General features: G+C 38.2%; 22 protein-coding genes, 2 tRNA genes and 3 pseudogenes. 26 read left to right on the forward strand and 1 reads right to left on the reverse strand.

From position 1 onward, the window contains the following. The 5 genes and pseudogenes from ACFIKX_RS07970 to ACFIKX_RS07990 all read left to right on the forward strand — a co-directional run. Positions 1-510, forward strand: a pseudogene (locus ACFIKX_RS07970) (hypothetical protein); the annotation flags it as partial. 20 nt (positions 511-530) lie between these two features. Continuing rightward, complete coding sequence (locus ACFIKX_RS07975; protein WP_375661238.1) at positions 531-1,070, forward strand: filamentous hemagglutinin; 540 nt, start codon at positions 531-533, stop codon at positions 1,068-1,070. 2 nt (positions 1,071-1,072) lie between these two features. Then, positions 1,073-1,312 (forward strand): hypothetical protein, encoded by a 240-nt coding sequence (locus ACFIKX_RS07980; protein ID WP_375628064.1) that lies wholly within the window; start codon positions 1,073-1,075, stop codon positions 1,310-1,312. An 8-nt stretch (positions 1,313-1,320) separates the two neighbouring features. Beyond that, a complete protein-coding gene (locus ACFIKX_RS07985) occupies positions 1,321-1,710 on the forward strand; it encodes an AAA family ATPase (RefSeq protein ID WP_375628066.1) in 390 nt (129 codons plus the stop codon). Between the two features lie 49 nt (positions 1,711-1,759). After that, a pseudogene (locus ACFIKX_RS07990) lies at positions 1,760-2,111 on the forward strand (XRE family transcriptional regulator); the annotation flags it as partial. 116 nt (positions 2,112-2,227) lie between these two features. On the opposite strand, the gene ACFIKX_RS07995 reads toward ACFIKX_RS07990, so the two are convergent. After that, positions 2,228-2,303: transfer RNA gene (locus tag ACFIKX_RS07995), tRNA-Val, on the reverse strand. 173 nt (positions 2,304-2,476) lie between these two features. Between ACFIKX_RS07995 and ACFIKX_RS08000 the strand changes: the two genes are divergently transcribed. The 21 genes and pseudogenes from ACFIKX_RS08000 to ACFIKX_RS08100 all read left to right on the forward strand — a co-directional run bounded on the left by ACFIKX_RS08000 (position 2,477) and on the right by ACFIKX_RS08100 (position 23,885). After that, positions 2,477-2,553, forward strand: a tRNA-Asp gene (locus ACFIKX_RS08000). Positions 2,554-2,851: 298 nt separating this feature from the next. Then, positions 2,852-3,217: an NADH-quinone oxidoreductase subunit A gene (locus tag ACFIKX_RS08005; RefSeq protein WP_005773599.1), complete on the forward strand. Its 366-nt coding sequence runs from the start codon at positions 2,852-2,854 to the stop codon at positions 3,215-3,217. Continuing rightward, on the forward strand, positions 3,208-3,789 hold the full coding sequence (locus ACFIKX_RS08010; protein WP_375606831.1) for a NuoB/complex I 20 kDa subunit family protein: 582 nt from the start codon (positions 3,208-3,210) through the stop codon (positions 3,787-3,789). The genes ACFIKX_RS08005 and ACFIKX_RS08010 overlap by 10 nt, the downstream gene beginning before the upstream one ends. A gap of 14 nt (positions 3,790-3,803) precedes the next feature. Further along, entirely contained in the window at positions 3,804-4,415 is a 612-nt protein-coding gene (locus ACFIKX_RS08015) for an NADH-quinone oxidoreductase subunit C (RefSeq protein ID WP_375613458.1), read from the forward strand. Between the two features lie 121 nt (positions 4,416-4,536). Beyond that, positions 4,537-5,727 (forward strand): NADH-quinone oxidoreductase subunit D, encoded by a 1,191-nt coding sequence (locus ACFIKX_RS08020; RefSeq protein ID WP_375613457.1) that lies wholly within the window; start codon positions 4,537-4,539, stop codon positions 5,725-5,727. Then, positions 5,727-6,399, forward strand: a pseudogene (gene nuoE, locus ACFIKX_RS08025) (NADH-quinone oxidoreductase subunit NuoE). The gene ACFIKX_RS08020 and the pseudogene nuoE overlap by 1 nt, the downstream one beginning before the upstream one ends. 146 nt (positions 6,400-6,545) lie before the next feature. Then, positions 6,546-7,850 carry an NADH-quinone oxidoreductase subunit NuoF gene (nuoF, locus tag ACFIKX_RS08030; RefSeq protein WP_375613456.1) on the forward strand — a complete coding sequence of 435 codons (1,305 nt, stop codon included), beginning with the start codon at positions 6,546-6,548 and terminating at the stop codon, positions 7,848-7,850. 68 nt (positions 7,851-7,918) lie between these two features. Further along, positions 7,919-9,988, forward strand: a complete 2,070-nt coding sequence (gene nuoG / locus ACFIKX_RS08035) for an NADH-quinone oxidoreductase subunit NuoG (protein WP_375613455.1) — start codon at positions 7,919-7,921, stop codon at positions 9,986-9,988. A 21-nt stretch (positions 9,989-10,009) separates the two neighbouring features. Then, positions 10,010-11,056, forward strand: coding sequence for an NADH-quinone oxidoreductase subunit NuoH (gene nuoH / locus ACFIKX_RS08040; RefSeq protein WP_375628156.1), 1,047 nt, complete (start codon positions 10,010-10,012; stop codon positions 11,054-11,056). 14 nt (positions 11,057-11,070) lie between these two features. Continuing rightward, positions 11,071-11,562, forward strand: coding sequence for an NADH-quinone oxidoreductase subunit NuoI (gene nuoI, locus ACFIKX_RS08045; RefSeq protein ID WP_273723184.1), 492 nt, complete (start codon positions 11,071-11,073; stop codon positions 11,560-11,562). A gap of 94 nt (positions 11,563-11,656) precedes the next feature. Further along, on the forward strand, positions 11,657-12,277 hold the full coding sequence (locus ACFIKX_RS08050; protein ID WP_375628068.1) for an NADH-quinone oxidoreductase subunit J: 621 nt from the start codon (positions 11,657-11,659) through the stop codon (positions 12,275-12,277). 14 nt (positions 12,278-12,291) lie between these two features. After that, entirely contained in the window at positions 12,292-12,600 is a 309-nt protein-coding gene (gene nuoK, locus ACFIKX_RS08055; RefSeq protein WP_273791275.1) for an NADH-quinone oxidoreductase subunit NuoK, read from the forward strand. A gap of 6 nt (positions 12,601-12,606) precedes the next feature. Next, on the forward strand, positions 12,607-14,571 hold the full coding sequence (gene nuoL, locus ACFIKX_RS08060; protein ID WP_375628070.1) for an NADH-quinone oxidoreductase subunit L: 1,965 nt from the start codon (positions 12,607-12,609) through the stop codon (positions 14,569-14,571). Beyond that, positions 14,571-16,040, forward strand: coding sequence for an NADH-quinone oxidoreductase subunit M (locus ACFIKX_RS08065; protein WP_375628157.1), 1,470 nt, complete (start codon positions 14,571-14,573; stop codon positions 16,038-16,040). The genes nuoL and ACFIKX_RS08065 overlap by 1 nt, the downstream gene beginning before the upstream one ends. Before the next feature lie 17 nt (positions 16,041-16,057). Next, positions 16,058-17,512 (forward strand): NADH-quinone oxidoreductase subunit NuoN, encoded by a 1,455-nt coding sequence (nuoN, locus tag ACFIKX_RS08070; RefSeq protein WP_375628072.1) that lies wholly within the window; start codon positions 16,058-16,060, stop codon positions 17,510-17,512. Then, positions 17,512-18,321 (forward strand): biotin--[acetyl-CoA-carboxylase] ligase, encoded by an 810-nt coding sequence (locus tag ACFIKX_RS08075; RefSeq protein ID WP_375613451.1) that lies wholly within the window; start codon positions 17,512-17,514, stop codon positions 18,319-18,321. Before nuoN ends, ACFIKX_RS08075 begins: the two co-directional genes overlap by 1 nt. Positions 18,322-18,366: 45 nt before the next feature. Continuing rightward, on the forward strand, positions 18,367-20,043 hold the full coding sequence (locus ACFIKX_RS08080; protein ID WP_375628074.1) for a ribonuclease J: 1,677 nt from the start codon (positions 18,367-18,369) through the stop codon (positions 20,041-20,043). A gap of 203 nt (positions 20,044-20,246) precedes the next feature. Next, positions 20,247-21,572, forward strand: coding sequence for a proline--tRNA ligase (proS, locus tag ACFIKX_RS08085; protein ID WP_375628076.1), 1,326 nt, complete (start codon positions 20,247-20,249; stop codon positions 21,570-21,572). Positions 21,573-21,583: 11 nt separating this feature from the next. Beyond that, positions 21,584-22,852 carry a lipoprotein-releasing ABC transporter permease subunit gene (locus ACFIKX_RS08090; protein WP_375628078.1) on the forward strand — a complete coding sequence of 423 codons (1,269 nt, stop codon included), beginning with the start codon at positions 21,584-21,586 and terminating at the stop codon, positions 22,850-22,852. Beyond that, entirely contained in the window at positions 22,852-23,532 is a 681-nt protein-coding gene (locus tag ACFIKX_RS08095; protein WP_273791269.1) for an ABC transporter ATP-binding protein, read from the forward strand. The genes ACFIKX_RS08090 and ACFIKX_RS08095 overlap by 1 nt, the downstream gene beginning before the upstream one ends. 65 nt (positions 23,533-23,597) lie before the next feature. After that, the gene (locus ACFIKX_RS08100; protein ID WP_273791268.1) at positions 23,598-23,885 is read left to right on the forward strand and encodes a succinate dehydrogenase assembly factor 2; all 288 of its coding nucleotides are present in this window, start codon (positions 23,598-23,600) and stop codon (positions 23,883-23,885) included. Positions 23,886-23,888: the final 3 nt, after the last annotated feature.

The following is a 23,888-nucleotide window of genomic DNA, read 5'->3' on the forward strand; positions in this document are numbered from 1 at the left end:
GCTATCAGCAATGGCACTATCGTCATTACTGATGAAGCAGGGCAGAAGGCATTGACAGGGCAAGATGTTGAGCAAGCCATAGCCTCCCTTAATCGTGATACTGCCACCGCCCATAAGGGTGTACAACAGCTCGATGTAGGCAAGCTGGAACAAATCGTCCATGAAAACCGTGAAATGGCAACGCAATTGTTGGAAGAAGGATTTAAATACAGCGATGACTCCTATAAAACCATGTTTATCAAAGAGCACCCCATCGCCGTTGTCGACCGTGATGAAAAGGGCAATATAATCTATAAAAAAGATGAAAATGGACAGTATATCAAAGACGCTCGTGGACAACCAATACCTCACGCACATTATTTAACGGATGAAGAAAAGCAGCATTTAATGGCATCTTTACTCCACCAGAGGAAGCCGCTGTTTATGCGGTTCAACATGCGGAGAATAAAAATGAACCGCTTTATTTTGTTGTGTTCCCAGAAGCCGATTCTGCTATCTCAGAACTTCTAGTCGCGGGCTATCAGAAGTTTATGGAAAATAACTTTTGGGGTTTGACCAATTCCACACAAGAAGCAAAAGATTTGATGTATAGCTATGGTCTTACAGGATTAGAACTTTATGGACATAGTCGCGGGACAATGACATTGGGAAATATGCTGAATTCTTTCAAACAAGAAGGTGTTCACGGTATAGCCGACAACACGAATATCAATTTCTATGGACCAGCCTTTAATGTTTTAGTTGCATCCGGTCTGTTAGGTTATGTGAGTGATGGCAAACAAACCACTGTTGGCTTTGATGGGCATAGATATGACTTTGTAAGCAGAATTATTGGCGGCAATGGCTATACTTATGAGACAATACCTGCTGGTAGTAACGTTTTGACAGAATGGTGGAGAGTGGTCATGAATCCCATAAGTCCCCATACTTGTCTTGGAGATGCGAGCGATAAGTGTACATGGCGCTATGGCACATCTCATCGTGAACAAAATAAGAAAAAAATCTTGCTATTAGTTTTCAGGAAGATATTGTTAATTGTGATGACAACGATGCTGTTAAGCAGCGTATAGGATTGATCAATGGTTATTTGAAGTCAGTAGTGAAAGAAGGTTGGGTGGATATTACTGAAGGGAAGAGCCTTTTTGATGATTGTATAATAGAAAAATCTAATAGTGGTTTTGTAGATTATTGTTTACAAATTAAAGTAAATAACCTCTTTTTTATTTACATGAGAGAAGTAAAGGGTTTCGTTGGTTTTTTTGTTTTAAAGTCCTTACAGAAGTTCGCAGGCATAGAAGCAAAAATGGAATAATTTTTTTATTGGATGAGCCAGCAAATAATTTACATATTCATCCACAGAGAAAAATATTAAGCTCCTTACAAACTTTATCGAGCATAAAGGGCAATAAAGTAATTTATTCGACGCATTCCCCTTATCTTATTAACGACGATAATTTGGATAATTTGTTTACCGTACGTAATGAAGCAAATGATTTTGAAGCGCCTCGAATTGTTTGTGAAAGATTTCTGGAATTAACTATATCTCCTGAAGAAACTGTGAGGGCTGTTGAGCCTATTGTTCAAAAAACATGGATTACACACCTTGGAACAGGAGCTGATTGGATTATAAAAAAATTTAATGGAGTTGCTGCTAATGCAAAGAAAGTAAATCACATTGCTGATTGCGTGAAACATATTATTGGTGGATAATTTTCTCAGTTTATGCCGTAAAGCTTATACCCTTACGCGTTTTATTTAAATGCTAACACCCTTTGGTAAAATTTTACGGAAACTTCGCATTGATCACTCCGAACGCCTCTTAGATATGGCTAAGAAATTAGACATATCTGTAGGATTTTTATCTTCTGTCGAGATTAGCAAAAAATCTGTTCCTGTAGGACTGGAGGAAAAGATCATAGAGCTTTATGGTTTAGATCAAGAGGCAGCAGAAATTTTGAGAAGAGAATCGGATGCTTGTTGTAAAAGTTTCACTATAAAGTCTTCTGATACATTTAGATGTGAAGCTGTTGGTATGTTTGCTAGACTGATAAACATTATTTCACAAGAAAAGATTTAGAACTATTAAAAAATTGTTAGAGAAAGCTGGCAAAAAGAATACGCTTTGTAAAGGAAATAGTGAAAACCCTATTCCCCTAACTTTATTAAGGCATCCCTCGCAGCAAAAAAGATATGAATTTCAAAAACTTAATAGGAATATAAAGCTATATGGTGGGCGATGAGAGACTCGAACTCCCGACATCCTCGGTGTAAACGAGGCGCTCTACCAGCTGAGCTAATCGCCCAATGCAATGATCAGCAATTGAATGGAGACTATTTAAGGAAGAATTTTTCTAAACGCAAGAATAAAGATGGGATTTGATAATTTTTTTTAAAAATGCATAATCCTTCTTGACATGAACGCATGAACCCCTTACACGACCGCTTGTACCAAATTAAATTGGTTCGAAAAAAATGCGCGGGTGTAGCTCAGTTGGTTAGAGTGCTGGCCTGTCACGCCGGAGGTCGCGGGTTCGAGCCCCGTCACTCGCGCCATTTCGTGATTCCTTATGAAATTTCCTTTTTAAAATATCCATATGCTATGAGTAATGTAGTGGAGTGTTTGATTGGGGAATAAATATGTTTTTTCTTTCTTTTTATATGGTTTATAAGAATAGGGCTTGCGTCTTTCTTTGCTCTGCGTTACCTATGCCGATAAGAAAAGTATCGCTCTGTATGCCTTAAAAGCAGTATGAGTAGAGTTAATAGAGCGATTGTTAAATTTGTCTGTTTGGTCTCGCAATCTTGAATCATTGTGTTAAACTCAGGCATTTCGTTACGATGGAAGAGGGTTATGGCTTATTTATTGAGCTCTTATTTGCCAGTCTTGATTTTCATTATTGTGTCAGCGGTTATTGCTGGAGTTTTGTTGATTACACCTTACATTGTAGCATATCGTTCCCCCGATCCTGAAAAATTATCGGCTTATGAATGTGGGTTTAATTCATTTAGTGATGCACGCATGAAGTTTGATATTCGTTTCTATTTGGTGTCAATTTTATTTATTATTTTTGATCTTGAAGTTGCATTTCTTTTTCCTTGGGCTGTTTCATTCGAATCAATAGGTATGTTTGGCTTTTGGTCGATGATTGTGTTTTTAGCGATTTTGACTATTGGATTTATATATGAATGGAAAAAAGGAGCCCTTGAATGGAATTAAGATCTAATAATTCAACGATTGAGGCTCCAAAACCAAAAGGAATCATTGATCCAAATACTGGTGGGCTGATAGGATCTGACGATAAGTTTTTTCGTGATATCAATGCTGAATTATCAGATAAGGGTTTTTTAGTTACCTCGGCAGATGCTTTGATTACTTGGGCACGTACCGGTTCTTTAATGTGGATGAGTTTTGGTTTGGCTTGTTGTGCTATCGAAATGATGCAATGCTCAATGCCTCATTATGATAATGAGCGTTTTGGATATGCACCACGAGCTTCACCCCGCCAGTCAGATGTGATGGTGGTGGCAGGTACTCTGACAAATAAGATGGCTCCTGCTTTAAGAAAAGTGTACGATCAGATGCCAGAGCCACGTTATGTGATTTCTATGGGATCATGTGCAAACGGTGGGGGATATTATCATTATTCCTATTCAGTAGTGCGGGGATGTGATCGTATCGTGCCTGTCGATATATATGTCCCAGGGTGTCCACCTACAGCAGAGGCATTATTATACGGCATATTGTTGCTACAGAAAAAAATCCGTCGTACCGGATCCATAGAGCGATAGAGAGTTTTCTTGTCATGGTGGATGAAACATTGGTTGAGCTTGCTGCTTATTTGGAAAACAAATTAAAAAATAAGCTTGAAGAGACTGTTCTTGCTTTTGGCGAATTGACCATTGTGGCACGTCTTGATGCAATTATCGATGTCTTAATGTTTGTTCGTGATGATTCTCGCTGTCAATTTATTAATCTTACAGACATTAGTGGTGTGGATTATCCTTCTCGCGATAAGCGCTTTGATGTTTCTTACCAATTGTTATCTCCTCGTGAGAATTTACGCTTACGTGTAAAAGTTCGTACGGATGAAAATACTCCTGTTGCTTCAGCTTGTACGGTTTATCCTGGCGCAGAGTGGTATGAACGTGAAACGTATGATATGTATGGGATTTTATTTTCAGGACATCCGGATTTGAGACGGATTTTAACAGATTATGGGTTTGAAGGATATCCTTTACGCAAAGACTTTCCTGTGACAGGATTTGTTGAATGCCGTTATGATAATGAAGCAAAGAGGGTGATTTATGAGCCTGTTGTTTTGCGCCAAGAGATGCGTAATTTTGATTTTCTTTCTCCTTGGGAAGGAGGACAGTATACTTTGCCATGTGATGGGAAAGCAGATGAAAAAAAATAATATTGGTTTTGATAAGGCATTATATTAGGGTACTGTATTTCTTAAATAATTAAATATTTTTTAGCGTGATAGATTTTTTTGATATTTGATATGAAGTTTTTTAAAAAGCAAGGGGTTGATTGTGGCTGAGGTCAATGTTCGAAACTTTAATATCAATTTTGGTCCGCAGCATCCTGCCGCGCATGGGGTTTTGCGCATGGTTCTGGAGCTGGACGGTGAAGTTGTTGAGCGTGTAGATCCACATATTGGGTTGTTGCATCGCGGTACTGAAAAATTAATGGAAACAAAAACTTATCTCCAAGCTGGTCCTTATCTAGATCGTTTGGATTATGTTGCTCCTATGAATCAGGAACATGCTTTTGTTCTTGCTATTGAAAAGTTATTAGATATAAAAGTTCCTAAAAGAGGGCAATTAATACGTGTTTTGTTTTCTGAAATTGGGCGTATTCTTAATCATTTGCTTAATGTAACGACACAGGCAATGGATGTTGGTGCTTTAACACCACCGCTTTGGGGATTTGAGCAACGTGAAAGATTGATGATTTTTTATGAGCGTGCCTGTGGTGCTCGTCTTCATGCAAATTATTTTCGTCCTGGTGGCGTGCATCAAGATTTACCAGAATCTTTAGTTGAAGATATTGGTGATTTTATTGATCCATTTCTTGTTTCTCTCGGAAAACTTGATGCGCTTGTGACCCCAAATCGGATTTTTAAGCAGCGTAATGTGGATATTGGCGTTGTAAGTATTGATGAAGCTTGGGCACGCGGTTTTTCTGGGGTTATGATTCGTGGAGCTGGTGTTCCATGGGATTTGCGTAAAAGTCAGCCTTATGAATGTTACGATGAAATGGAATTCGATATTCCTATAGGTAAAAATAGCGATTGTTATGATCGCTATCTTATTCGTATGGAAGAAATGCGTCAATCAGCGAAAATTATGCGCCAATGTGTGGAACGTTTACTGAGTACTGAAAAAAATGGACCGGTTTCGAGCTTGGATCGCAAAATTGTACCACCGACGCGGAGTGAAATGAAAAGCTCGATGGAAGCACTGATTCATCACTTTAAACTCTATACGGAAGGTTTTCATACACCTCCTGGAGAAGTATATGTTGCTGTGGAAGCTCCGAAGGGTGAGTTTGGTGTTTATCTTGTTTCTGATGGAACCAATAAGCCTTATCGTGTCAAGTTGCGTGCTCCTGGGTTTGCTCATCTCCAAGCTATGGATTTTTTAACCAGAGGTCATATGTTAGCAGATGCTACAGCTATTTTGGGTTCGATTGATATTGTTTTTGGGGAGGTTGATCGCTAATGTCCGTACGCCGTCTTGCAGATGATGTTTATCAGCCGGCTGAGTTTTCTTTTACAAAAGAAAATCAGATATGGGTAAAAAATACCATAAAAAAATATCCTGCAGGGCGTCAGCAGTCTGCTGTAATTCCATTATTAATGCGTGCTCAAGAGCAAGATGGTTGGGTGACACGTGCTGCGATTGAGCATATTGCTCAGATTCTTTCCATGGCTTATATCCGTGTCTTAGAAGTTGCTACTTTTTATACTCAGTTTCAGCTTAAGCCTGTTGGAACAAAAGCGCATATTCAAGTTTGTGGTACAACGCCTTGTATGTTACGTGGTTCTGATGAATTGATTAAAGTTTGTCAGAAAAAAATTCATCATGAACCTTTTGCGACCAATCAGGATGGAACCTTATCATGGGAAGAGGTGGAGTGTCTTGGTGCTTGTGTGAATGCTCCGATGGTTATGATTTTTAAAGATACTTATGAAGATCTTACAGCTGAACGCCTTGAAGAAATTATTGATGCATTTGAAGCAGGTAAGGGTTCTGAGATAGAGGTTGGTCCGCAAAATAGTCGTAAATCGTCGGAACCGATTAGTGGTTTAACTTCTCTTATTGATGATGAGAAAGAAAAAAAGATCTCTCAAGTCTTCACCAAAAAAGGATAGGAAAGAATGGGGAACATAATTAAGTATTTTTCTTGAGAAAATATTTTATTATTCTACCCATGATGGCAACATTTAACGAAAAGTAAGAAATCTTGAAAAGATATTTAAAAATTGCATTTGAGGAAAAGCGGAAAATGCTATGGGTAATAGAAAAAAAGGTGGGGTATGCTAGCTGATAAAGATCGTATCTTCACCAATATTTATGGTTTAAAAGACAAATCATTAAAGGCTGCGATGTTGCGTGGGCATTGGAATGGTCTGAAAGAAATGATTGACAAAGGTCGTGATTGGATCATTGATGAAGTGAAGGCATCGGGTTTACGCGGTCGTGGTGGTGCTGGTTTTCCTACTGGAATGAAGTGGTCCTTTATGCCAAAGCAGAATGATGGACGTCCTCATTATTTGGTTGTCAATGCCGATGAATCTGAACCTGGAACTTGTAAAGACCGTGATATTTTACGTCATGACCCCCACACTTTGATTGAAGGATGTGCAATCGCTACTTTTGCTATGGGAGCCAATGTTGCTTTTATTTATATTCGTGGTGAATATATTCGTGAACGTGAAGCGCTTCAAGCTGCGGTTGATGAATGCTATGATGCGGGTTTACTTGGCAAAAAAACGAAATATGGGCATGCTTGTGATATTGTTATTCATCATGGAGCGGGTGCTTATATTTGTGGTGAAGAAACAGCTCTTCTTGAAAGTCTTGAGGGAAAAAAGGGACAACCTCGGCTTAAACCACCATTTCCTGCCAATATGGGGATTTATGGCTGTCCAACAACAGTAAATAATGTAGAGTCTATTGCCGTTGTTCCAACGATTTTGCGGCGGGGTGCTTCGTGGTTTTCATCAATCGGACGAGCAAATAATGTTGGAACGAAATTATTTATGGTTTCAGGGCATGTTAATGCACCTTGTACATTTGAAGACGCTCTTGGTGTTTCATTCCGTGAATTAATTGAAAAACATACGGGTGGTGTTCGTGGTGGATGGAATAATCTTTTAGCAGTTATTCCAGGGGGGGCTTCTTGTCCAGTCGTTCGTGGTGAGGATATGATCGATGCGATCATGGATTTTGATGGGATGCGAGATGTCGGGTCTTCTTTTGGCACAGGGGGAATGATTGTTATGGATAAATCAACCGATATTATCAAGGCAATTTGGCGTATAGCTGCTTTTTTCAAGCACGAGAGTTGTGGTCAGTGTACACCGTGTCGTGAGGGGACGGGATGGATGATGCGTCTTTTAGGGCGTATGGTTGAGGGAAGAGCGCAAAAACGCGAGATTGATCTTTTGTTTGAAGTGTCTAAACAGGTTGAAGGACACACTATTTGTGCGCTTGGTGATGCTGCCGCATGGCCTGTACAGGGGTTGATACGTAATTTTCGTCCAGAAATCGAGCGTAGAATTGATGAATACACGCGAAATGTAGTCCAAAGCAAAAATATTGCTTTAGAAGCGGTTTAATAAAGGATTTTGTTTTAAGAACGACCGAATGCAAATTTTAAGTGGGTTATCCGCAGGTTGGATGGGTGATGATAAATATCAAAGTTGATGGCAAAGAGATTGAAGTTCCTGATTACTACACGTTGCTTCAGGCTGCTGAGGCGGCTGGGGCAGAAATTCCACGTTTTTGTTTTCATGAATCTTTGTCAATTGCTGGAAATTGTCGTATGTGTTTAGTTGAGGTTAAGGGTGGTCCACCAAAACCTCAGGCTTCTTGTGCTATGGGGGTTCGTGATTTACGATTAGGGCCTAACGGTGAGGCACCTGAGATTTTTACCAATACACCGATGGTAAAAAAAGCACGTGAAGGTGTTATGGAATTTCTTCTCATTAATCATCCTTTGGATTGTCCAGTGTGTGATCAAGGGGGAGAGTGTGATCTTCAAGATCAAGCAATGCTTTATGGACGAGATTGTTCTCGTTATACAGAAAATAAACGTGCTGTAGAAGATAAATATATTGGACCTCTTGTCAAAACTGTTATGACACGGTGTATTCATTGTACACGGTGTGTTCGTTTTACAACGGAAGTTGCAGGTATTTCTGAGCTTGGTTTGATCGGTCGTGGTGAAGATGCTGAAATTACGACGTATCTTGAAAAAGCTATGACATCTGAATTACAGGGAAATGTTATTGATCTTTGTCCAGTGGGAGCTCTAACTTCAAAACCTTATGCGTTTCATGCCCGTCCGTGGGAATTGGTAAAAACGGAATCGATTGATGTGATGGATGCGCTTGGTAGTGCTATCCGTATTGATAGCCGCGGCCGTGAAGTTATGCGGATTATGCCGCGTACGAATGAAGATGTAAATGAGGAATGGATCTCTGATAAAACGCGTTTTATTTGGGATGGATTACGGACTCAGCGGCTTGATAAGCCATATGTACGCAAAGATGGAAAGCTTCAACCTGTCAGTTGGACAGAAGCTTTTGCAAAAATTAAAATGGTAATCTCTAAAATTTTTCCAGAAAAAATTGGAGCCATTGCGGGGGATCTTGCTTCTGTTGAAGAAATGTATGCCCTTAAAGCATTATTGAGTTCTTTGGGCTCAACGCTTTTTGATTGTCGTCAAAGAGGGGGGGCTTTATCGCCAGAGTTTGGGCGCTCGAGTTATATTTTTAATCCTACAATTGTAGGTATTGAACAGGCTGATGCACTGCTTATTGTGGGATCTAATCCACGTCATGAAGCAGCTGTTTTAAATGCGCGTATTTTAAAGCGCCAACGGATGGGCAATTTTCCTATTGCATTAATTGGAGAGAAAGTCGATTTACGTTATCCTTATTCTTACCTTGGATCTGGGAGTGATACATTAACGACACTTATTCGTGGAGAGGATGTTTTTTTTAATGTCTTAAAAGAAGCGAAGAGGCCCCTTATTCTTATCGGAGAGGGAGCGGTTTCAGGAAGTGAAGGTTTATCTGTTTTAAAAAGTCTTGCTAAATTAGCTGATAATATAGGTGCTCTTAGTGAGACATGGAATGGGTTTGGGGTTCTTCATAATGCAGCTTCGATTGTTGGAGGGTTGGACATAGGCTTTACTTCTAAGCTTGGGGTTGCAAATATACTTAAAACCTGTGAAGTTCTATTTTTGCTTGGTGCTGATGAAGTAGAATTAGCCAATACAAAAGCTTTTACAGTTTATATTGGGAGCCATGGTGATAATGGTGCACATGCTGCTGACGTTATTTTGCCTGCATCTGCTTACACTGAAAAATCAGGGCTTTATGTGAATACAGAAGGACGTGTTCAAATGACAAATCGGGCTGGTTTTGCTCCAGGTGAAGCAAAAGAAGATTGGGCTATTTTGCGTGCTTTATCGGATATTTTAGGACAAAAGCTCCCTTTTGATTCTCTTTCTCAATTAAGGCAATGCTTGTTTAATGATTATCCACACCTTTGTGCTGTTGATGATATAGTGCCTTCTGATATAAGTGGTCTTAAGGCGCTTGGTTCAAAAATGGTTTCTCTCGAGAGTCAAGCATTTACTTCTATGGTTAAAGATTTTTATTTAACAAATCCGATAGCACGTGCTTCTGCTGTTATGGCTGAATGTTCATCTCTTGCAAAAAACCGTGCTACACAAACAGTAAAGTAAGGCAAAGGAAAAGGAATAATGATGTATGATTTCTTTATGACTTGGCTGTTGCCATTACTCATTATAATCGGAAAAACACTTCTTCTTTTGGTCGTTCTTTTGGTCTTAGTTGCTTATCTTCTTTATGCAGATAGAAAAATTTGGGCAGCGGTACAATTGCGTCGTGGACCAAACGTTGTTGGACCATGGGGTTTGTTACAGTCTTTTGCAGATTTAATTAAATTTGTTGTTAAGGAGCCTATTATCCCTGCAGGTGCAAATAAGGGTGTTTTTCTTTTGGCTCCTTTTGTTTCAGCGACACTTGCTTTATCAACTTGGGCTGTTATTCCTGTCAATGAGGGTTGGGAGATTGCAAAGATTAATGTTGGCTTGCTTTATATTTTAGCCATTTCATCTCTTGAAGTTTATGGTGTTATTATGGGGGGATGGGCATCAAATTCAAAATATCCTTTCTTAGGAGCTCTTCGTTCGGCGGCACAAATGGTTTCTTATGAAGTTTCCATTGGTTTTGTGCTTGTGACTGTCATTTTAATAAGTGGTTCGTTAGATCTCACAACAATTGTTTTTAAACAAACGCACGGGCTTGGTACAACTCTTGGTCTTCCTTTTAACAGTTTTCTCGATTGGAATTGGTTGGTCCTTTTTCCAATGTTTATTATATTTTTTATTTCTGCGCTTGCAGAGACAAATCGTCCTCCATTCGATTTGGTGGAAGCAGAATCCGAACTTGTTGCTGGTCATATGGTAGAATATTCTTCAACGCCTTACATGCTCTTCTTTCTAGGTGAATATGTTGCGATTGTTTTAATGTGCGCATTAACAACCATTCTATTTTTAGGCGGTTGGCTGCCTCCCTTAGATGTTTGGTGGCTTAATTGGGTTCCTGGTATCATTTGGTTTGTTTTAAAAGTCTGTTTTGTATTTTTTGGGTTTGCTATGGTTAAAGCATTTGTTCCACGTTATCGCTATGATCAGCTCATGCGGCTTGGTTGGAAGGTTTTTCTTCCTCTCTCACTAGCAATGGTTGTGATAACTGCTGCTTTTTTAAAGTTTACGGATTTCGTTTAAGAGGAGATTTTACGATGTCAGGTTTTATTCAGGCGGCAAAGTCACTTCTTCTATTGGAATTTGTGAGTGCTTTTTTCTTAGCTATGCGTCAATTTTTTTCACCAAAACCCACGATTAATTATCCTTATGAAAAAGGTTTTGTATCTCAGCGTTTTCGTGGTGAGCATGCATTGCGTCGCTATCCAAATGGTGAAGAACGGTGTATTGCTTGTAAATTATGTGAAGCGATTTGTCCTGCTCAAGCGATTACAATTGAAGCTGGTCCACGGCGCAATGATGGTACACGTAGAACTGTCCGTTATGATATAGACATGGTTAAATGTATCTACTGTGGTTTTTGTCAAGAAGCCTGTCCGGTTGAGGCTATTGTCGAAGGTCCAAATTTTGAGTTTGCGACGGAAACACGTGAAGAACTTTATTATGATAAAGAAAAACTTTTATTGAATGGAGATCGCTGGGAGCGAGAAATTGCTCGAAATATATTGATGGATGCGCCTTATCGTTAAGTGTATCGTTAAATGAGGTGTCGGATATTTTTCCGATAAATTGTAATCTGGTATGAAGTTTATACCAATTGTTTGAATAATTAAGGAGAAGCCTATGCTAACAGATCTAGCGGCGGCATTTTTCTATTTGTTTGCTTTTATTATGCTAACAAGTGCAGTTATTGTTATTACAGCACGCAATCCAGTGCATTCTGTTTTGTTTTTAATCCTCGCATTTTTTAATGCAGCAGCTTTGTTTTTACTTGCAGGAGCAGAGTTTTTAGGGCTTATTCTGCTTGTTGTGTATGTTGGAGCTGTCGCTGTTTTATTTTTATTTGTCGTTATGATGCTTGACGTTGATTTTGCTGAGTTAAAGAGTGGAACTCTTCGGTATGCTCCTATTGGAGCTCTTATTGGTGTTATTATCGCTGTAGAATTGATTGTTGTTTTTATGAGTAGCTATTTTTCTCCAGTCTTGAGAACGCATGTTACGCAACCAATGCCAGATTTAGCGCAGCGAACAAATACACAAGCATTAGGTGATATTCTCTATACGGATTATGTTTTCTATTTTCAAATTGCTGGAATGATTTTATTGGTTGCAATGATTGGAGCTATTGTTTTAACACTTCATCATAAATTAGGAGTAAAGCGGCAATCTATTGCGGAGCAAGTTTCTAGAACGGTAGAAAGTGCCATTGAAATCAAACAAGTTGAATCAGGCAAAGGTATGTAAGGGGGGCTATGCAGATGTATATTGATATTACACATTATCTCACTGTTTCTGCTTTGATGTTTACAATTGGTATTGCTGGAATTTTTCTCAACAGAAAAAATGTGATTATTATCTTGATGTCCATTGAGCTTATATTGCTTTCAGTTAATCTCAATTTTGTTGCATTTTCAGCATTTCTTCATGATCTCGTTGGTCAGGTATTCGCTTTATTTGTCTTAACCGTAGCAGCTGCTGAAGCTGCCATTGGTTTAGCAATTCTGGTCGTTTTTTTCCGTAATCGTGGTTCCATTGCGGTTGAAGATGTTAATGTAATGAAAGGCTAACCAGTGATGTATTATACGATTGTCTTTCTTCCGCTTTTGGGTTTTTTAATTGCTGCACTAGGTGGAAAAACGATAGGAGATCGTGCGAGTGAATTGATAACATGTAGCTTTATGGTTGTTGTTGCCATATTATCGTGGATAGCTTTTTTCAGTATTGCACTTGGTCATATTCCAGCGATTGATGTATTGGTATTACATTGGATGACTGTTGGTGACTTAAGCTTTAATTGGGCTTTACATGTTGATGCATTAACAGCTGTCATGCTTATTGTTGTAAACAGTGTTTCGGCATTGGTGCATATTTATTCAATTGGTTATATGCACCATGACCCTTCAAGGTCTCGTTTTTTTTCTTATCTTTCTTTGTTTACATTTATGATGCTTATGTTGGTCACATCCAATAATTTGATTCAGATGTTTTTTGGATGGGAAGGTGTCGGACTTGCTTCTTATTTACTCATTGGTTTTTGGTTTCAGCGCGATTCTGCTAATAAGGCCGCAATGAAAGCTTTTGTAGTTAACCGTGTTGGAGACTTTGGTTTTCTCTTAGGAATCTTTAGTATTTTTGTTTTGTTCCAATCGGTTGATTTTGCCTCTATTTTTGCAAAAGCTGCCGACAAGAGCTTTATACAAAATATGACATTTTTAGATTGGCAATTTGATGGGCAGACGGCAATTACCATTACATGTCTTTTATTATTTATTGGTGCGATGGGAAAATCCGCACAATTTCTTTTACATACTTGGCTGCCTGATGCAATGGAAGGGCCAACCCCTGTATCAGCGCTTATTCATGCCGCTACAATGGTAACGGCTGGTGTTTTTATGATTGCGCGTATGTCGCCAATTTTTGAACTTTCTTCAACTGCTTTGAGCGTGATTATTATTGTTGGTGCAACAACAGCGTTTTTTGCAGCAACTGTGGGGTTGGTGCAGAATGATATTAAGCGTGTTATTGCTTATTCTACATGCTCTCAACTTGGTTATATGTTTGTGGCATTAGGTGTTGGAGCTTATGGCGCTGCTGTCTTTCATCTTTTTACGCATGCTTTTTTTAAAGCCTTATTGTTTCTTGGTGCAGGTTCTGTGATTCATGCTGTATCTGATGAACAAGATATGCGAAAAATGGGTGGGTTACGCAAACATATAAAGGTCACCTATTGGATGATGATGGTCGGGACCATTGCCTTGACCGGAGTTGGAATTCCAGGAACACTTTTCGGGACTGCAGGTTTTTTCTCAAAAGATGCGATTATAGAGTCTGCTTTTGCATCTCATAATATTGCTTCAGGATATGCTTTTTATCTTCTTGTTTTTGCTGCCTTTTTAACAAGTTTCTATTCATGGCGACTTATCTTTATGACATTCCATGGTAAACCACGGGCAACAGTTGATGTGATGCATCATGTTCATGAATCGCCTCCAGTTATGTTGATTCCACTCTTTCTTTTATCTATTGGAGCAATATTTTCTGGTGTCGTTTTCCAACCTTACTTTTTTGGTGATTTGTATAATGCTTTTTGGAAGGGAGCATTGTTTACAAGCAGCCATAATCATATTCTTCATGATGCTCACCATGTTTTTAATTGGGTAAAATGGTCGCCTTTTATAGCAATGATTCTTGGGTTTATGTTGGCTTATTTATTTTATATTGTGGCTCCCTCTCTTCCCAAGAAAATGGCGCGTATTATGCCAGGAGTGTATCACTTTCTTTACCAAAAGTGGTATTTCGATCAATTATATAACTTTTTATTTGTTCGTCCTACCTTTAGAATTGGTTCTTTTCTTTGGAAAGTGGGAGACGGTAAGATTATTGATGGTCTAGGTCCCAATGGTATTGCAGCGCGTGTTGTTGATATTACAAATAGAGTTGTTCGAATGCAAACAGGCTATCTTTACCACTATGCATTTGCAATGCTTATCGGCGTTGCATTGCTCATTACATGGATGATGATCGGGGGCGTAAACTAATGACCGATTGGCCTATTCTTTCTACGGTTACATTTTTGCCGCTTGTTGGTGTTCTTCTGATTTTGTTTATCAAAGATGATAGTGAAGTAGCACGCCATAATATACGTAATGTCGCATTTTTTACGACTCTATTTGTTTTTATTATTTCTTTAATTATTTGGATAGGATTTGATTCTAGCAACCAAAATTTTCAAATGGTTGAAAAATCCAGTTGGTTAGGGGGTGGTATTAGCTATCATATGGGGGTCGATGGTATTTCTATTCTTTTTGTTGTTCTCTCGGCTTTTCTTTTGCCTTTCTGTATTTTAGCAAGTTGGGAGAATGTTAAAGAGAGATTAAAAGCCTATATGATTGCGTTTCTTCTTCTAGAAGTTGCGATTATTGGTGTTTTTTGTGCTCTTGATGCAATGCTATTCTATGTTTTTTTTGAAGGCAGCCTCATTCCAATGTTTATCATTATAGGTGTATGGGGAGGAGCACGTCGTGTTTATGCAAGTATAAAGTTTTTCTTATATACTTTACTTGGTTCAGTGCTTATGCTGGTTGCTCTTATGGTTATGTATTGGGAGGCTGGGACACTTGATATACCAACTTTACTCAATTATCAGTTTCCTGCTCATATGCAAATATGGCTATGGCTTGCATTTTTTGCTTCTTTCGCAGTTAAAATGCCAATGTGGCCAGTTCATACATGGCTCCCTGATGCTCACGTAGAAGCACCGACAGCGGGTTCTGTTATTTTAGCTGGTGTCTTACTTAAATTAGGTGGGTATGGTTTTCTTCGTTTTTCTTTACCTATGTTTCCTATCGCTTCAGCAGATTTTGCGCCTTTTGTTTTCACATTATCGCTTATCGCTATTATTTATACATCACTGGTTGCACTTGTTCAAAGTGACATCAAAAAACTTATTGCATATTCCTCAATAGCGCATATGGGATATGTAACGATGGGTATTTTTGCTGTGAATGAACAGGGGATACAAGGGGCTATTTATCAGATGCTATCCCATGGAATTGTTTCAGCAGCATTGTTTCTTTGTGTTGGGGTTATCTATGATCGCTTGCATACACGTGAAATTTCAGCGTTTGGTGGTTTAGTGAATAATATGCCTAAATATGCTGTTGTTTTCTTAATTTTTACCATGGCAAATGTTGGTTTGCCTGGAAGCTCAGGATTTTTGGGTGAATTTTTAACCTTAATAGGTGTTTTTCAAGTAAATAAATTGGTTGTTGTTTTAGCAACAACAGGTGTTATCTTATCGGCAGCCTATGCCCTTTATCTTTATCGGCGTGTGATTTTTGGTTCCTTGGATAAAGAGAATTTAAAAGTATTAATAGATCTTTCTTTAAGAGAAAAACTCCTCCTTTATCCAATGGTTATTCTTACAATATTCTTTGGTATCTATCCAACGCCTATTCTTAAGGCAACGGCGTTTTCCGTAGAAACCCTCATCAATAAACTGCACTAGATAAGGGAAGAATGCACATGCAAACTGAAATAATAGCGCAATTAGTCTTAATTCTTCCAGAGCTTTTAATTGCATTAGGAGCTGTCATGCTGCTTATGATTGGTGTTTATTCCAATACACGTGCTTCTTTAACAGTGACAGGTTTAGCTATGGCACTTCTTGTGGCAACCATTATTATTCTTATAGTTTTTCCGAAAAATGGTTCATTTCAAACCAATGCGCTCGTTATCGATTCCTTTAGTCGTTATATGAAAATTTTAATGCTTATTGGTGCACTCTTTTCTCTTATCATGTCTGTTGGTTTTGCCAATGCACAAAAGTTTAATATATTTGAGTTTCCAGTACTTGTTCTTTTAGCAACCCTTGGAATGATGTTTATGATTTCAGCGGGTAATATGCTGTCGCTTTATATGGGGTTAGAGCTGCAATCTTTAGCTTTATATGTTTTAGCAGCGATTAATCGTAATAATGTAAAATCTTCTGAAGCCGGTATAAAATACTTTGTTTTAGGAGCATTATCTTCAGGGTTGCTTCTTTATGGTATTTCTTTGCTTTATGGTTTTACCGGTCAAATTGGTTTTCACGAAATTGCTCTTGCTTTAAAGGGCAAAAATGTACAATTGGGGGTCATTTTTGGAATTGTCTTTATTTTAGCTGGTTTGGCTTTCAAAATTTCTGCTGTTCCGTTTCATATGTGGACACCTGATGTTTATGAAGGAGCGCCCACACCGATTACAGCATTTTTTGCTGGTGCCCCTAAAGTTGCTGCAATGGCTTTAATCATCCGTATTATTGTGGTGACCTTTATTCCCCTAGGGCGTGTTGATAACGTGATGCCTGCATGGCAACAAATTTTGGTGTTCATGGCGATTACATCAATGATACTGGGTGCTTTTGCTGCAATCGGTCAGAATAATATTAAGCGCTTAATGGCTTATTCGTCGATCAGTCATATGGGTTATGCACTTGTTGGTTTATCTGCTGGAGATATGCTTGGGATAAAAAGCGTTATCCTTTATATGACTATTTATCTTGGAATGACGCTTGGTTCATTTGCCTTTATTCTTGGAATGCGCTCTCAGAATGGAAATGTTGAAAATATTTATGATCTTTCAGGGTTAGCAAAGACGAATCCGTTTATGGCTGTTGTGATGACAATACAGCTTTTTTCTTTAGCAAGCATACCTCCTATGGCTGGTTTTTTTGGAAAGTGGTATACATTTTCTGCTGCTGTCCACGCTGGACTTACGCCACTTGCTGTCGTTGGGATGATAGCGTCTGTAGTTGGGGCTTTTTACTATTTGCGAGTCATTAAAATTATGTGGTTTGATGATGCAAAAGCGCATTTTGTTGCTTTATCGAAAGAGCTTCAATTTTGTCTTGGTCTTTCTGTATTCTTTATTTTATTTTACGCGCTTTTTGGAGTTTGGTTCGCTGAGCTAGCAGAAAAAGCAGCAACAGCATTGTTTTAATGAATATGGTTTATACTTTATCAGATTTTGCACAAAAACAGGGATACACTGTTGAAGCGTACGATAGTGTTGATTCAACAAATCTTATTGCGCAACGAAAAGCGCAAACTGGTCATCAAGGTAATCTTTGGATTGTTGCACAAGAACAATCACAGGGAAGAGCAAGAAGAGGGAGGACTTGGTCTAGTCCAAAAGGGAACCTTTATTCTAGTCTTTTATTAATTGATGATATTGTTCATCAAACTGCGGCTCAACTTGGTTTTGTTGCTGGAGTAAGTGTGGCAGAGGCAATAAAACAATTGATAAAAGAGGAAAAGCAGACAAACAATATTGTGAGCTTAAAATGGCCAAACGATATTTTGCTCAGAGGAGAAAAAAGCTCTGGAGTTTTGCTTGAGATTTTAAAATTGTCATCACAACAATATGCCTTGGTTATTGGGATTGGAATAAATGTGAAATATAATTATGAAGATGCGCCCTATTCCACTTCAAGCTTAAAGAATATCGGGTTGCGTATTGATGCAGAACAATTATTTACGGTTTTGACGGAGTGTTTTTCTAAAAATTACCTTCTTTGGAAACAACCAAAAGGATGTGAAATAATCCGAAAAAAATGGCTTTTATATTCCGCTCATCTTGGGAAACATGTCAAAGTGGTGAATGATGAAAAAGTCATTGAGGGTATTTTTGATGGTCTTGATAGTGATTTTAACTGCATCATAAAGCGAAAAGACGGTCAGACAGCCATTATAACAGCTGGGGATGTTCATTTTGGTTTGGCTGATTCTGTTAATGCAGGCCGTTATTGAAAAATTATTTTATCATCAGATACCTTAATGATTTGGGAGATGTTTATGGTTGCAGCCAATAGATGTGAATTTGTTTTTTTACCTCTGGGAGGTGTAGGTGAAATAGGGATGAATTTAGCTGCTTACGGATTTGGTCCCCAATATCTTCGTGAATGGCTGCTGGTTGATATGGGGATTAGTTTTGCTGGTTCTGAATTACCAGGTGTCGATCTTGTTTTGCCTGATATTCGTTTTCTAGAAAGTGAAAAACACAATATACGGGGTCTTGTTTTAACACATGCACATGAAGATCATTATGGGGCCGTTCTTGATTTATGTCCAAAGTTACAAGTGCCGATTTACTGTACGCCTTTTACGGCAGGATTATTGGAAACTAAAAAACAATTAGATTTTGAATCTCAAAAAATTTTACTCAATATTTTTCAAGCTGGTGATTGTTTTCAGGTAGGTTCCTTTGCTGTAGAGGCTATAGCCGTTAACCATTCAATACCAGAATCTGTATCTTTAGCAATTACAACCTCTTTGGGGACTGTGATTCATACTGGTGATTGGAAAATTGATCATACCCCTTCACTCGGGGCTGTAACCGATGAAAAAAGATTTCGTGCTTTAGGCAAAAAAGGTGTTTTAGCATTACTTTGTGATTCCACAAATGCATGTCGGGATGGTATCTCTCCTTCAGAACAGCAAGTTCAAGCCAGTCTTTCAGAGATTATTTCTAAAGCTGAAGGGCGCGTTGCGATAGCAACTTTTTCTTCTAATATTGGTCGGATACGTTCTATTGCTCTTGCAGCTGAAGCTGCTGGACGTAAGGTGCTTGTCATTGGGCGTTCCCTTAAGCGAAGTATTATGGTTGCACAAGAGCTTGGTTATATGAATGGTTTAGCACCATTTGTAACGGAAGATGATTATGGGTACATCTCGCGAAAAGATCTTGTTTTAATTGTCACAGGGAGCCAAGGTGAGCCATGTGCTGCTTTGGCTAAACTGTCACGTGATGGAATGAAAAATATTGCACTTTCCGCTGGTGATACCGTTATTTATTCATCACGAAGTATTCCAGGAAACGAAAAAGCGATTATTGAGGTACAAAATCGTTTCATTGATTTGGGTATTAAAATTATTACGAATGAAGATGCACTTGTTCATGTTTCAGGTCATCCCCGTCGTTCAGAACTTTTACAGATGTATGATTGGATAAAGCCACAAATACTTGTCCCTGTACATGGGGAAGCAATGCATCTTAAGGCTCAGGCAACTTTAGCACGTCAAGCGGGTATTAAAACTGTTATGGATATCAGAAATGGCTATATGTTACGTCTTGCACCAGAGCCTGTAGAAGTTATTGATCAAGTTCCTGTTGGCCGCATCTATAAGGATGGTTGCTTAATTGGAGATGAAGATGAATTAGGGATTCGTGAACGCCGTAAACTAAGTTATGCTGGTCATGTTACTATTTCTCTCCATATAAATAGTAAGCATGAATTATTAGGGGATATAGGTCTAACAACATTCGGGTTACCTGAAAGTAATGGAAAGGGGGAAAGTTTAAAAGATATTCTTTTAGATATCGTAGAAAATACAGTTTATAATATCCCACGCATGAAACAGAAAAATAATGAACTTATTCGAGAGGCAACACGACGTGCAGTAAGAGCGGCTGTTCATGAAATTTGGCAAAAAAAACCTATCTGTACAGTTTTTTTACATCGGTCAAAATAAAAGAACTTTCCTATTACGTTATTTAAAAAGAGAAGAGCATTTTTATTTTATTGCTAAATAAGAAAAATAGAGAATAAAGCACAATAAATTTTTAAATGATAAGATCGTTATATTTGCAAGTATTCAGAATGCGGCTATAGATGAATAGAGGGTGTGATAAATTGTTCCGATATGATAGATCTGATTAGGAGTTAATTATTTCAATGCGTCTTTCTCAATATTTCCTTCCACTTTTAAAAGAGAATCCTAAAGAAGCAGAAATTGTTTCTCATCGCTTCATGTTGCGCGCTGGAATGATTCGACAACAAACATCAGGGATTTATTCTTGGCTTCCTTTGGGAAAAAAAGTGCTTGATAAAGTTTGTAAAATTATTCGTGAAGAGCAAGAACGTGCGGGTGCAATAGAAATATTGATGCCTACAATTCAGTCTGCTGATCTTTGGCGTGAAAGCGGTCGTTATGATGATTATGGTTTGGAAATGCTCCGCATTAAAGATCGTCAAAAGCGTGATTTACTTTATGGTCCAACCAATGAAGAGATGGTAACAGATATTTTTCGCTCTTATGTTCGTTCTTATAAAGATCTTCCGCTTAATTTATACCATATTCAATGGAAATTTCGTGATGAAATTCGTCCACGTTTTGGTGTGATGCGAGCACGAGAATTTTTAATGAAAGATGCTTATTCTTTTGATCTTGATTATGAAGGCTCTGAAACATCTTATAATCGTATGTTTGTTGCTTATTTACGCACTTTTTCTCGCCTTGGCTTAAAAGCAATTCCTATGCGTGCAGATACAGGTCCAATAGGGGGGGAACTCAGTCATGAATTTATCATTTTGGCTGAAACAGGAGAGAGTGCTATCTTCTGTGATAAACAATTTCTTGAACTTACCGTTCCTGATAGTTCAATCGATTTTAGTGATAAAGCTGTTTTAGATGATATTGTTAAGCAATGGACATCTTTTTATGCAGCAACGGAAGAAATGCATAATGAAGAGGAGTGGGCTAAAGTTTCTGATCATAATCGTCTTTCAGCGCGTGGTATTGAAGTAGGGCATATTTTCCACTTTGGTACTAAATATTCTGCTCCAATGGGAGCAAAAGTTATGGGACAAGATGGAAAAGAGCATGTGGTCTCTATGGGATCTTATGGTATTGGGCCTTCGCGTCTTGTTGCGGCCGCTATTGAGGCTTCTCATGATGAAAATGGTATTATTTGGCCAAAGTTTATGGCACCGTTTGATTTTGGGATTATCAATATGAAGCCCGATGATGAAAAATGCACACAGGCATGTGAGTTTCTCTATCAGGGATTAAAGAAGGTTGGTTTTGATCCGTTATTAGATGATAGAAATGAACGCCCTGGATCAAAATTTGCAACAATGGATTTGATTGGTTTGCCAACGCAAATCATTGTTGGTCCTAACAGTATTGCACAAAATGAAGTTGAAATTAAAGATCGAAAAACAGGAATAAAAAAATCTCTAAAGGTTGAAGATGTGCTCAGCCAACTTTCTATAATTTAATAGGAAATATTATGAAGAGGCTGAAAAAAAAATGCTTTTCATCTTATGAGTGGATGATCGCTTTTCGTTATATGATTCCCAATAAAAAACATGTCGTTGCATCTGTTATTTCAATTATTTCTCTTATTGGGATTATGTTGGGCGTATTTGCTCTGGTTGTTGTTATGGCGGTGATGAATGGCTTTCGTACAGAACTTCTCAATCGTATTCTTGGTATGAATGGGCATCTTATTATTCAAACAGTTGATTCTGGTTTCTCTGATTATAAGACTCTTATTTCTTCTTTAGAAACTACAAATGGTGTGAAGTTTGCTTTACCTGTTATTGAAGGTCAAGCGCTTGTTCAAGGTGAAGTTCAAGGTGGCTCTGGCGCGTTAGTTCGTGGTATGCGCAAACAAGATCTAGAAAAGCTTAAAACAGTCTCTCAAAACATTAAATTAGGATCGATTTCTCGGTTTGATCAAGAAGAAGGTGTTGCAATTGGAAGTGGCTTAGCAGAAAAATTAGGACTGACAGTTGGAAGAGATATTCGTATTATTACTCCAGATGGTGATGAGACTCCTTTTGGCGTTACCCCACGTGTGAAAGCTTATAAAGTCGTTGCTATTTTTGAAGTTGGTATGTCTGAATATGATTCAATATTTATATTTATGCCTCTCCATGAAGCACAAATGTTTTTTAATTTGGGAGATAAGGTTCAGTCTTTGGAATTATTTCTAAATGATCCTGATGCTGTTGATCAAATAAAACCTGTTGTAGAAAAAGTAGTTGAACAACAGGTCTATTTAATTGATTGGCGTACACGCAATCAGGCTTTTTTTTCAGCCTTACAGATTGAACGAAATGTTATGTTTTTCATTCTTTCTCTGATCGTTCTTGTTGCTGCTTTAAATATTATTTCAGGGCTGATTATGCTTGTAAAAGATAAAAGTCATGATATTGCAATTTTACGCACGATGGGGGCTCAACAGAGTGCGATTTTGCGTATATTTATCATTACAGGAATGATGATTGGTTTTATTGGAACTATATTGGGTTTAGTTTTAGGTGTTATCGCGACCGCGAATATTAATCATATCCAAGATTTTATATCTTGGTTATTTAATGTCGACGTTTTTAATCCTCAACTTTATTTTTTAACAAAATTGCCTGCACAAATTGAGTGGAAACAGACCATCTTGGTTGCTATGATGGCTTTATTCTTGTCGTTTCTTGCTGCTCTCATTCCGGCATGGCGTGCTGCTAAGCTAGATCCCGTACAAGCTTTGAGGTATGAATAATGACAGCTATTTTAGAGCTTGTAGAGATTGAAAGACACTTTTTCGAGAGTCATAAGCCACTCATTGTTTTAGATAAAGCGAATTTTATTCTTAATCGTGGAGAGCTTGTCGCACTTGTTGCACCATCTGGTGCTGGAAAATCAACACTTCTTCATATTGCTGGATTATTAGAAAAACCAACAGCTGGTGATGTGATGTTACGGGGTGTTTCTTGTGCAAAGCGCTCTGATAGTGAGCGAACAGCTATAAGACGAAATGATATTGGTTTTGTTTATCAATTTCATCATTTACTTCCAGAGTTTACGGCGTTAGAAAATGTCATGATACCCCAAATGATAGCAGGATTAAAAAAATCTATAGCAGAAGATCGTGCGCGCAAATTATTGACGTATCTGCGTGTTTCTCATCGTGCGAACCATCGTCCCTCAGAGTTATCGGGAGGAGAACAACAACGTGTTGCTATTGCACGTGCAGTAGCAAATGGCCCTTCGGTTCTTTTGGCTGATGAACCTACAGGAAATCTTGATCCAGTAACTTCAGCTTATGTCTTTCAAGCTTTATCTATCCTTGTTCGTCAGTCTGGTCTTTCTGCTCTTATTGCAACACATAATTACGCTTTGGCTAAGCAAATGCATCGTCGAATTACACTTAAAGAACAAAAGATTATAGAACTTCCTTAAAGCAAGGTAAAAATTTTATACGACTAATTGAATAGTTTATATTACTTTATTCAAGGAGATTTTTTATGACAGTTTTTGTCGTTGACAAAAATCAATTAGATGCTCGTCGTCGTCGATTGATTTTTCGTGCATGGCATCGCGGTATTCGTGAAATGGATCTCATTTTTGGACATTATGTCGATGCTCATATTACTGGGATGAATGATAGAACGCTCTCTGAGCTTGAGTATATTATGTCTTTTGATGATCGTGATTTACTCACATGGATTACTGGAGAAATTTTGCCCCCCTCTGAAGTTGATAGTCCACTTTTCCGTGATATTGCCAATTATCGTACTTGCTTAAGTTATTAATCC

Origin of the sequence: Bartonella sp. CM86QHHN, from assembly GCF_042194695.1 — a bacterium.
Taxonomy (GTDB): Bacteria; Pseudomonadota; Alphaproteobacteria; order Rhizobiales; family Rhizobiaceae; genus Bartonella.

What these genes read in the sequence shown, in the direction of transcription:
- ACFIKX_RS07975 (WP_375661238.1), top strand. Translation starts at nt 531, where the DNA reads ATGGAAAATAACTTTTGGGGTTTGACCAATTCCACACAAGAAGCAAAA.
- ACFIKX_RS08005 (WP_005773599.1), top strand. Translation starts at nt 2,852, where the DNA reads ATGGCTTATTTATTGAGCTCTTATTTGCCAGTCTTGATTTTCATTATT.
- ACFIKX_RS08010 (WP_375606831.1), top strand. Translation starts at nt 3,208, where the DNA reads ATGGAATTAAGATCTAATAATTCAACGATTGAGGCTCCAAAACCAAAA.
- ACFIKX_RS08015 (WP_375613458.1), top strand. Translation starts at nt 3,804, where the DNA reads ATGGTGGATGAAACATTGGTTGAGCTTGCTGCTTATTTGGAAAACAAA.
- nuoF (WP_375613456.1), top strand. Translation starts at nt 6,546, where the DNA reads ATGCTAGCTGATAAAGATCGTATCTTCACCAATATTTATGGTTTAAAA.
- nuoG (WP_375613455.1), top strand. Translation starts at nt 7,919, where the DNA reads ATGATAAATATCAAAGTTGATGGCAAAGAGATTGAAGTTCCTGATTAC.
- nuoH (WP_375628156.1), top strand. Translation starts at nt 10,010, where the DNA reads ATGTATGATTTCTTTATGACTTGGCTGTTGCCATTACTCATTATAATC.
- nuoI (WP_273723184.1), top strand. Translation starts at nt 11,071, where the DNA reads ATGTCAGGTTTTATTCAGGCGGCAAAGTCACTTCTTCTATTGGAATTT.
- ACFIKX_RS08050 (WP_375628068.1), top strand. Translation starts at nt 11,657, where the DNA reads ATGCTAACAGATCTAGCGGCGGCATTTTTCTATTTGTTTGCTTTTATT.
- nuoK (WP_273791275.1), top strand. Translation starts at nt 12,292, where the DNA reads ATGTATATTGATATTACACATTATCTCACTGTTTCTGCTTTGATGTTT.
- nuoL (WP_375628070.1), top strand. Translation starts at nt 12,607, where the DNA reads ATGTATTATACGATTGTCTTTCTTCCGCTTTTGGGTTTTTTAATTGCT.
- ACFIKX_RS08065 (WP_375628157.1), top strand. Translation starts at nt 14,571, where the DNA reads ATGACCGATTGGCCTATTCTTTCTACGGTTACATTTTTGCCGCTTGTT.
- nuoN (WP_375628072.1), top strand. Translation starts at nt 16,058, where the DNA reads ATGCAAACTGAAATAATAGCGCAATTAGTCTTAATTCTTCCAGAGCTT.
- ACFIKX_RS08075 (WP_375613451.1), top strand. Translation starts at nt 17,512, where the DNA reads ATGAATATGGTTTATACTTTATCAGATTTTGCACAAAAACAGGGATAC.
- ACFIKX_RS08080 (WP_375628074.1), top strand. Translation starts at nt 18,367, where the DNA reads ATGGTTGCAGCCAATAGATGTGAATTTGTTTTTTTACCTCTGGGAGGT.
- proS (WP_375628076.1), top strand. Translation starts at nt 20,247, where the DNA reads ATGCGTCTTTCTCAATATTTCCTTCCACTTTTAAAAGAGAATCCTAAA.
- ACFIKX_RS08090 (WP_375628078.1), top strand. Translation starts at nt 21,584, where the DNA reads ATGAAGAGGCTGAAAAAAAAATGCTTTTCATCTTATGAGTGGATGATC.
- ACFIKX_RS08095 (WP_273791269.1), top strand. Translation starts at nt 22,852, where the DNA reads ATGACAGCTATTTTAGAGCTTGTAGAGATTGAAAGACACTTTTTCGAG.
- ACFIKX_RS08100 (WP_273791268.1), top strand. Translation starts at nt 23,598, where the DNA reads ATGACAGTTTTTGTCGTTGACAAAAATCAATTAGATGCTCGTCGTCGT.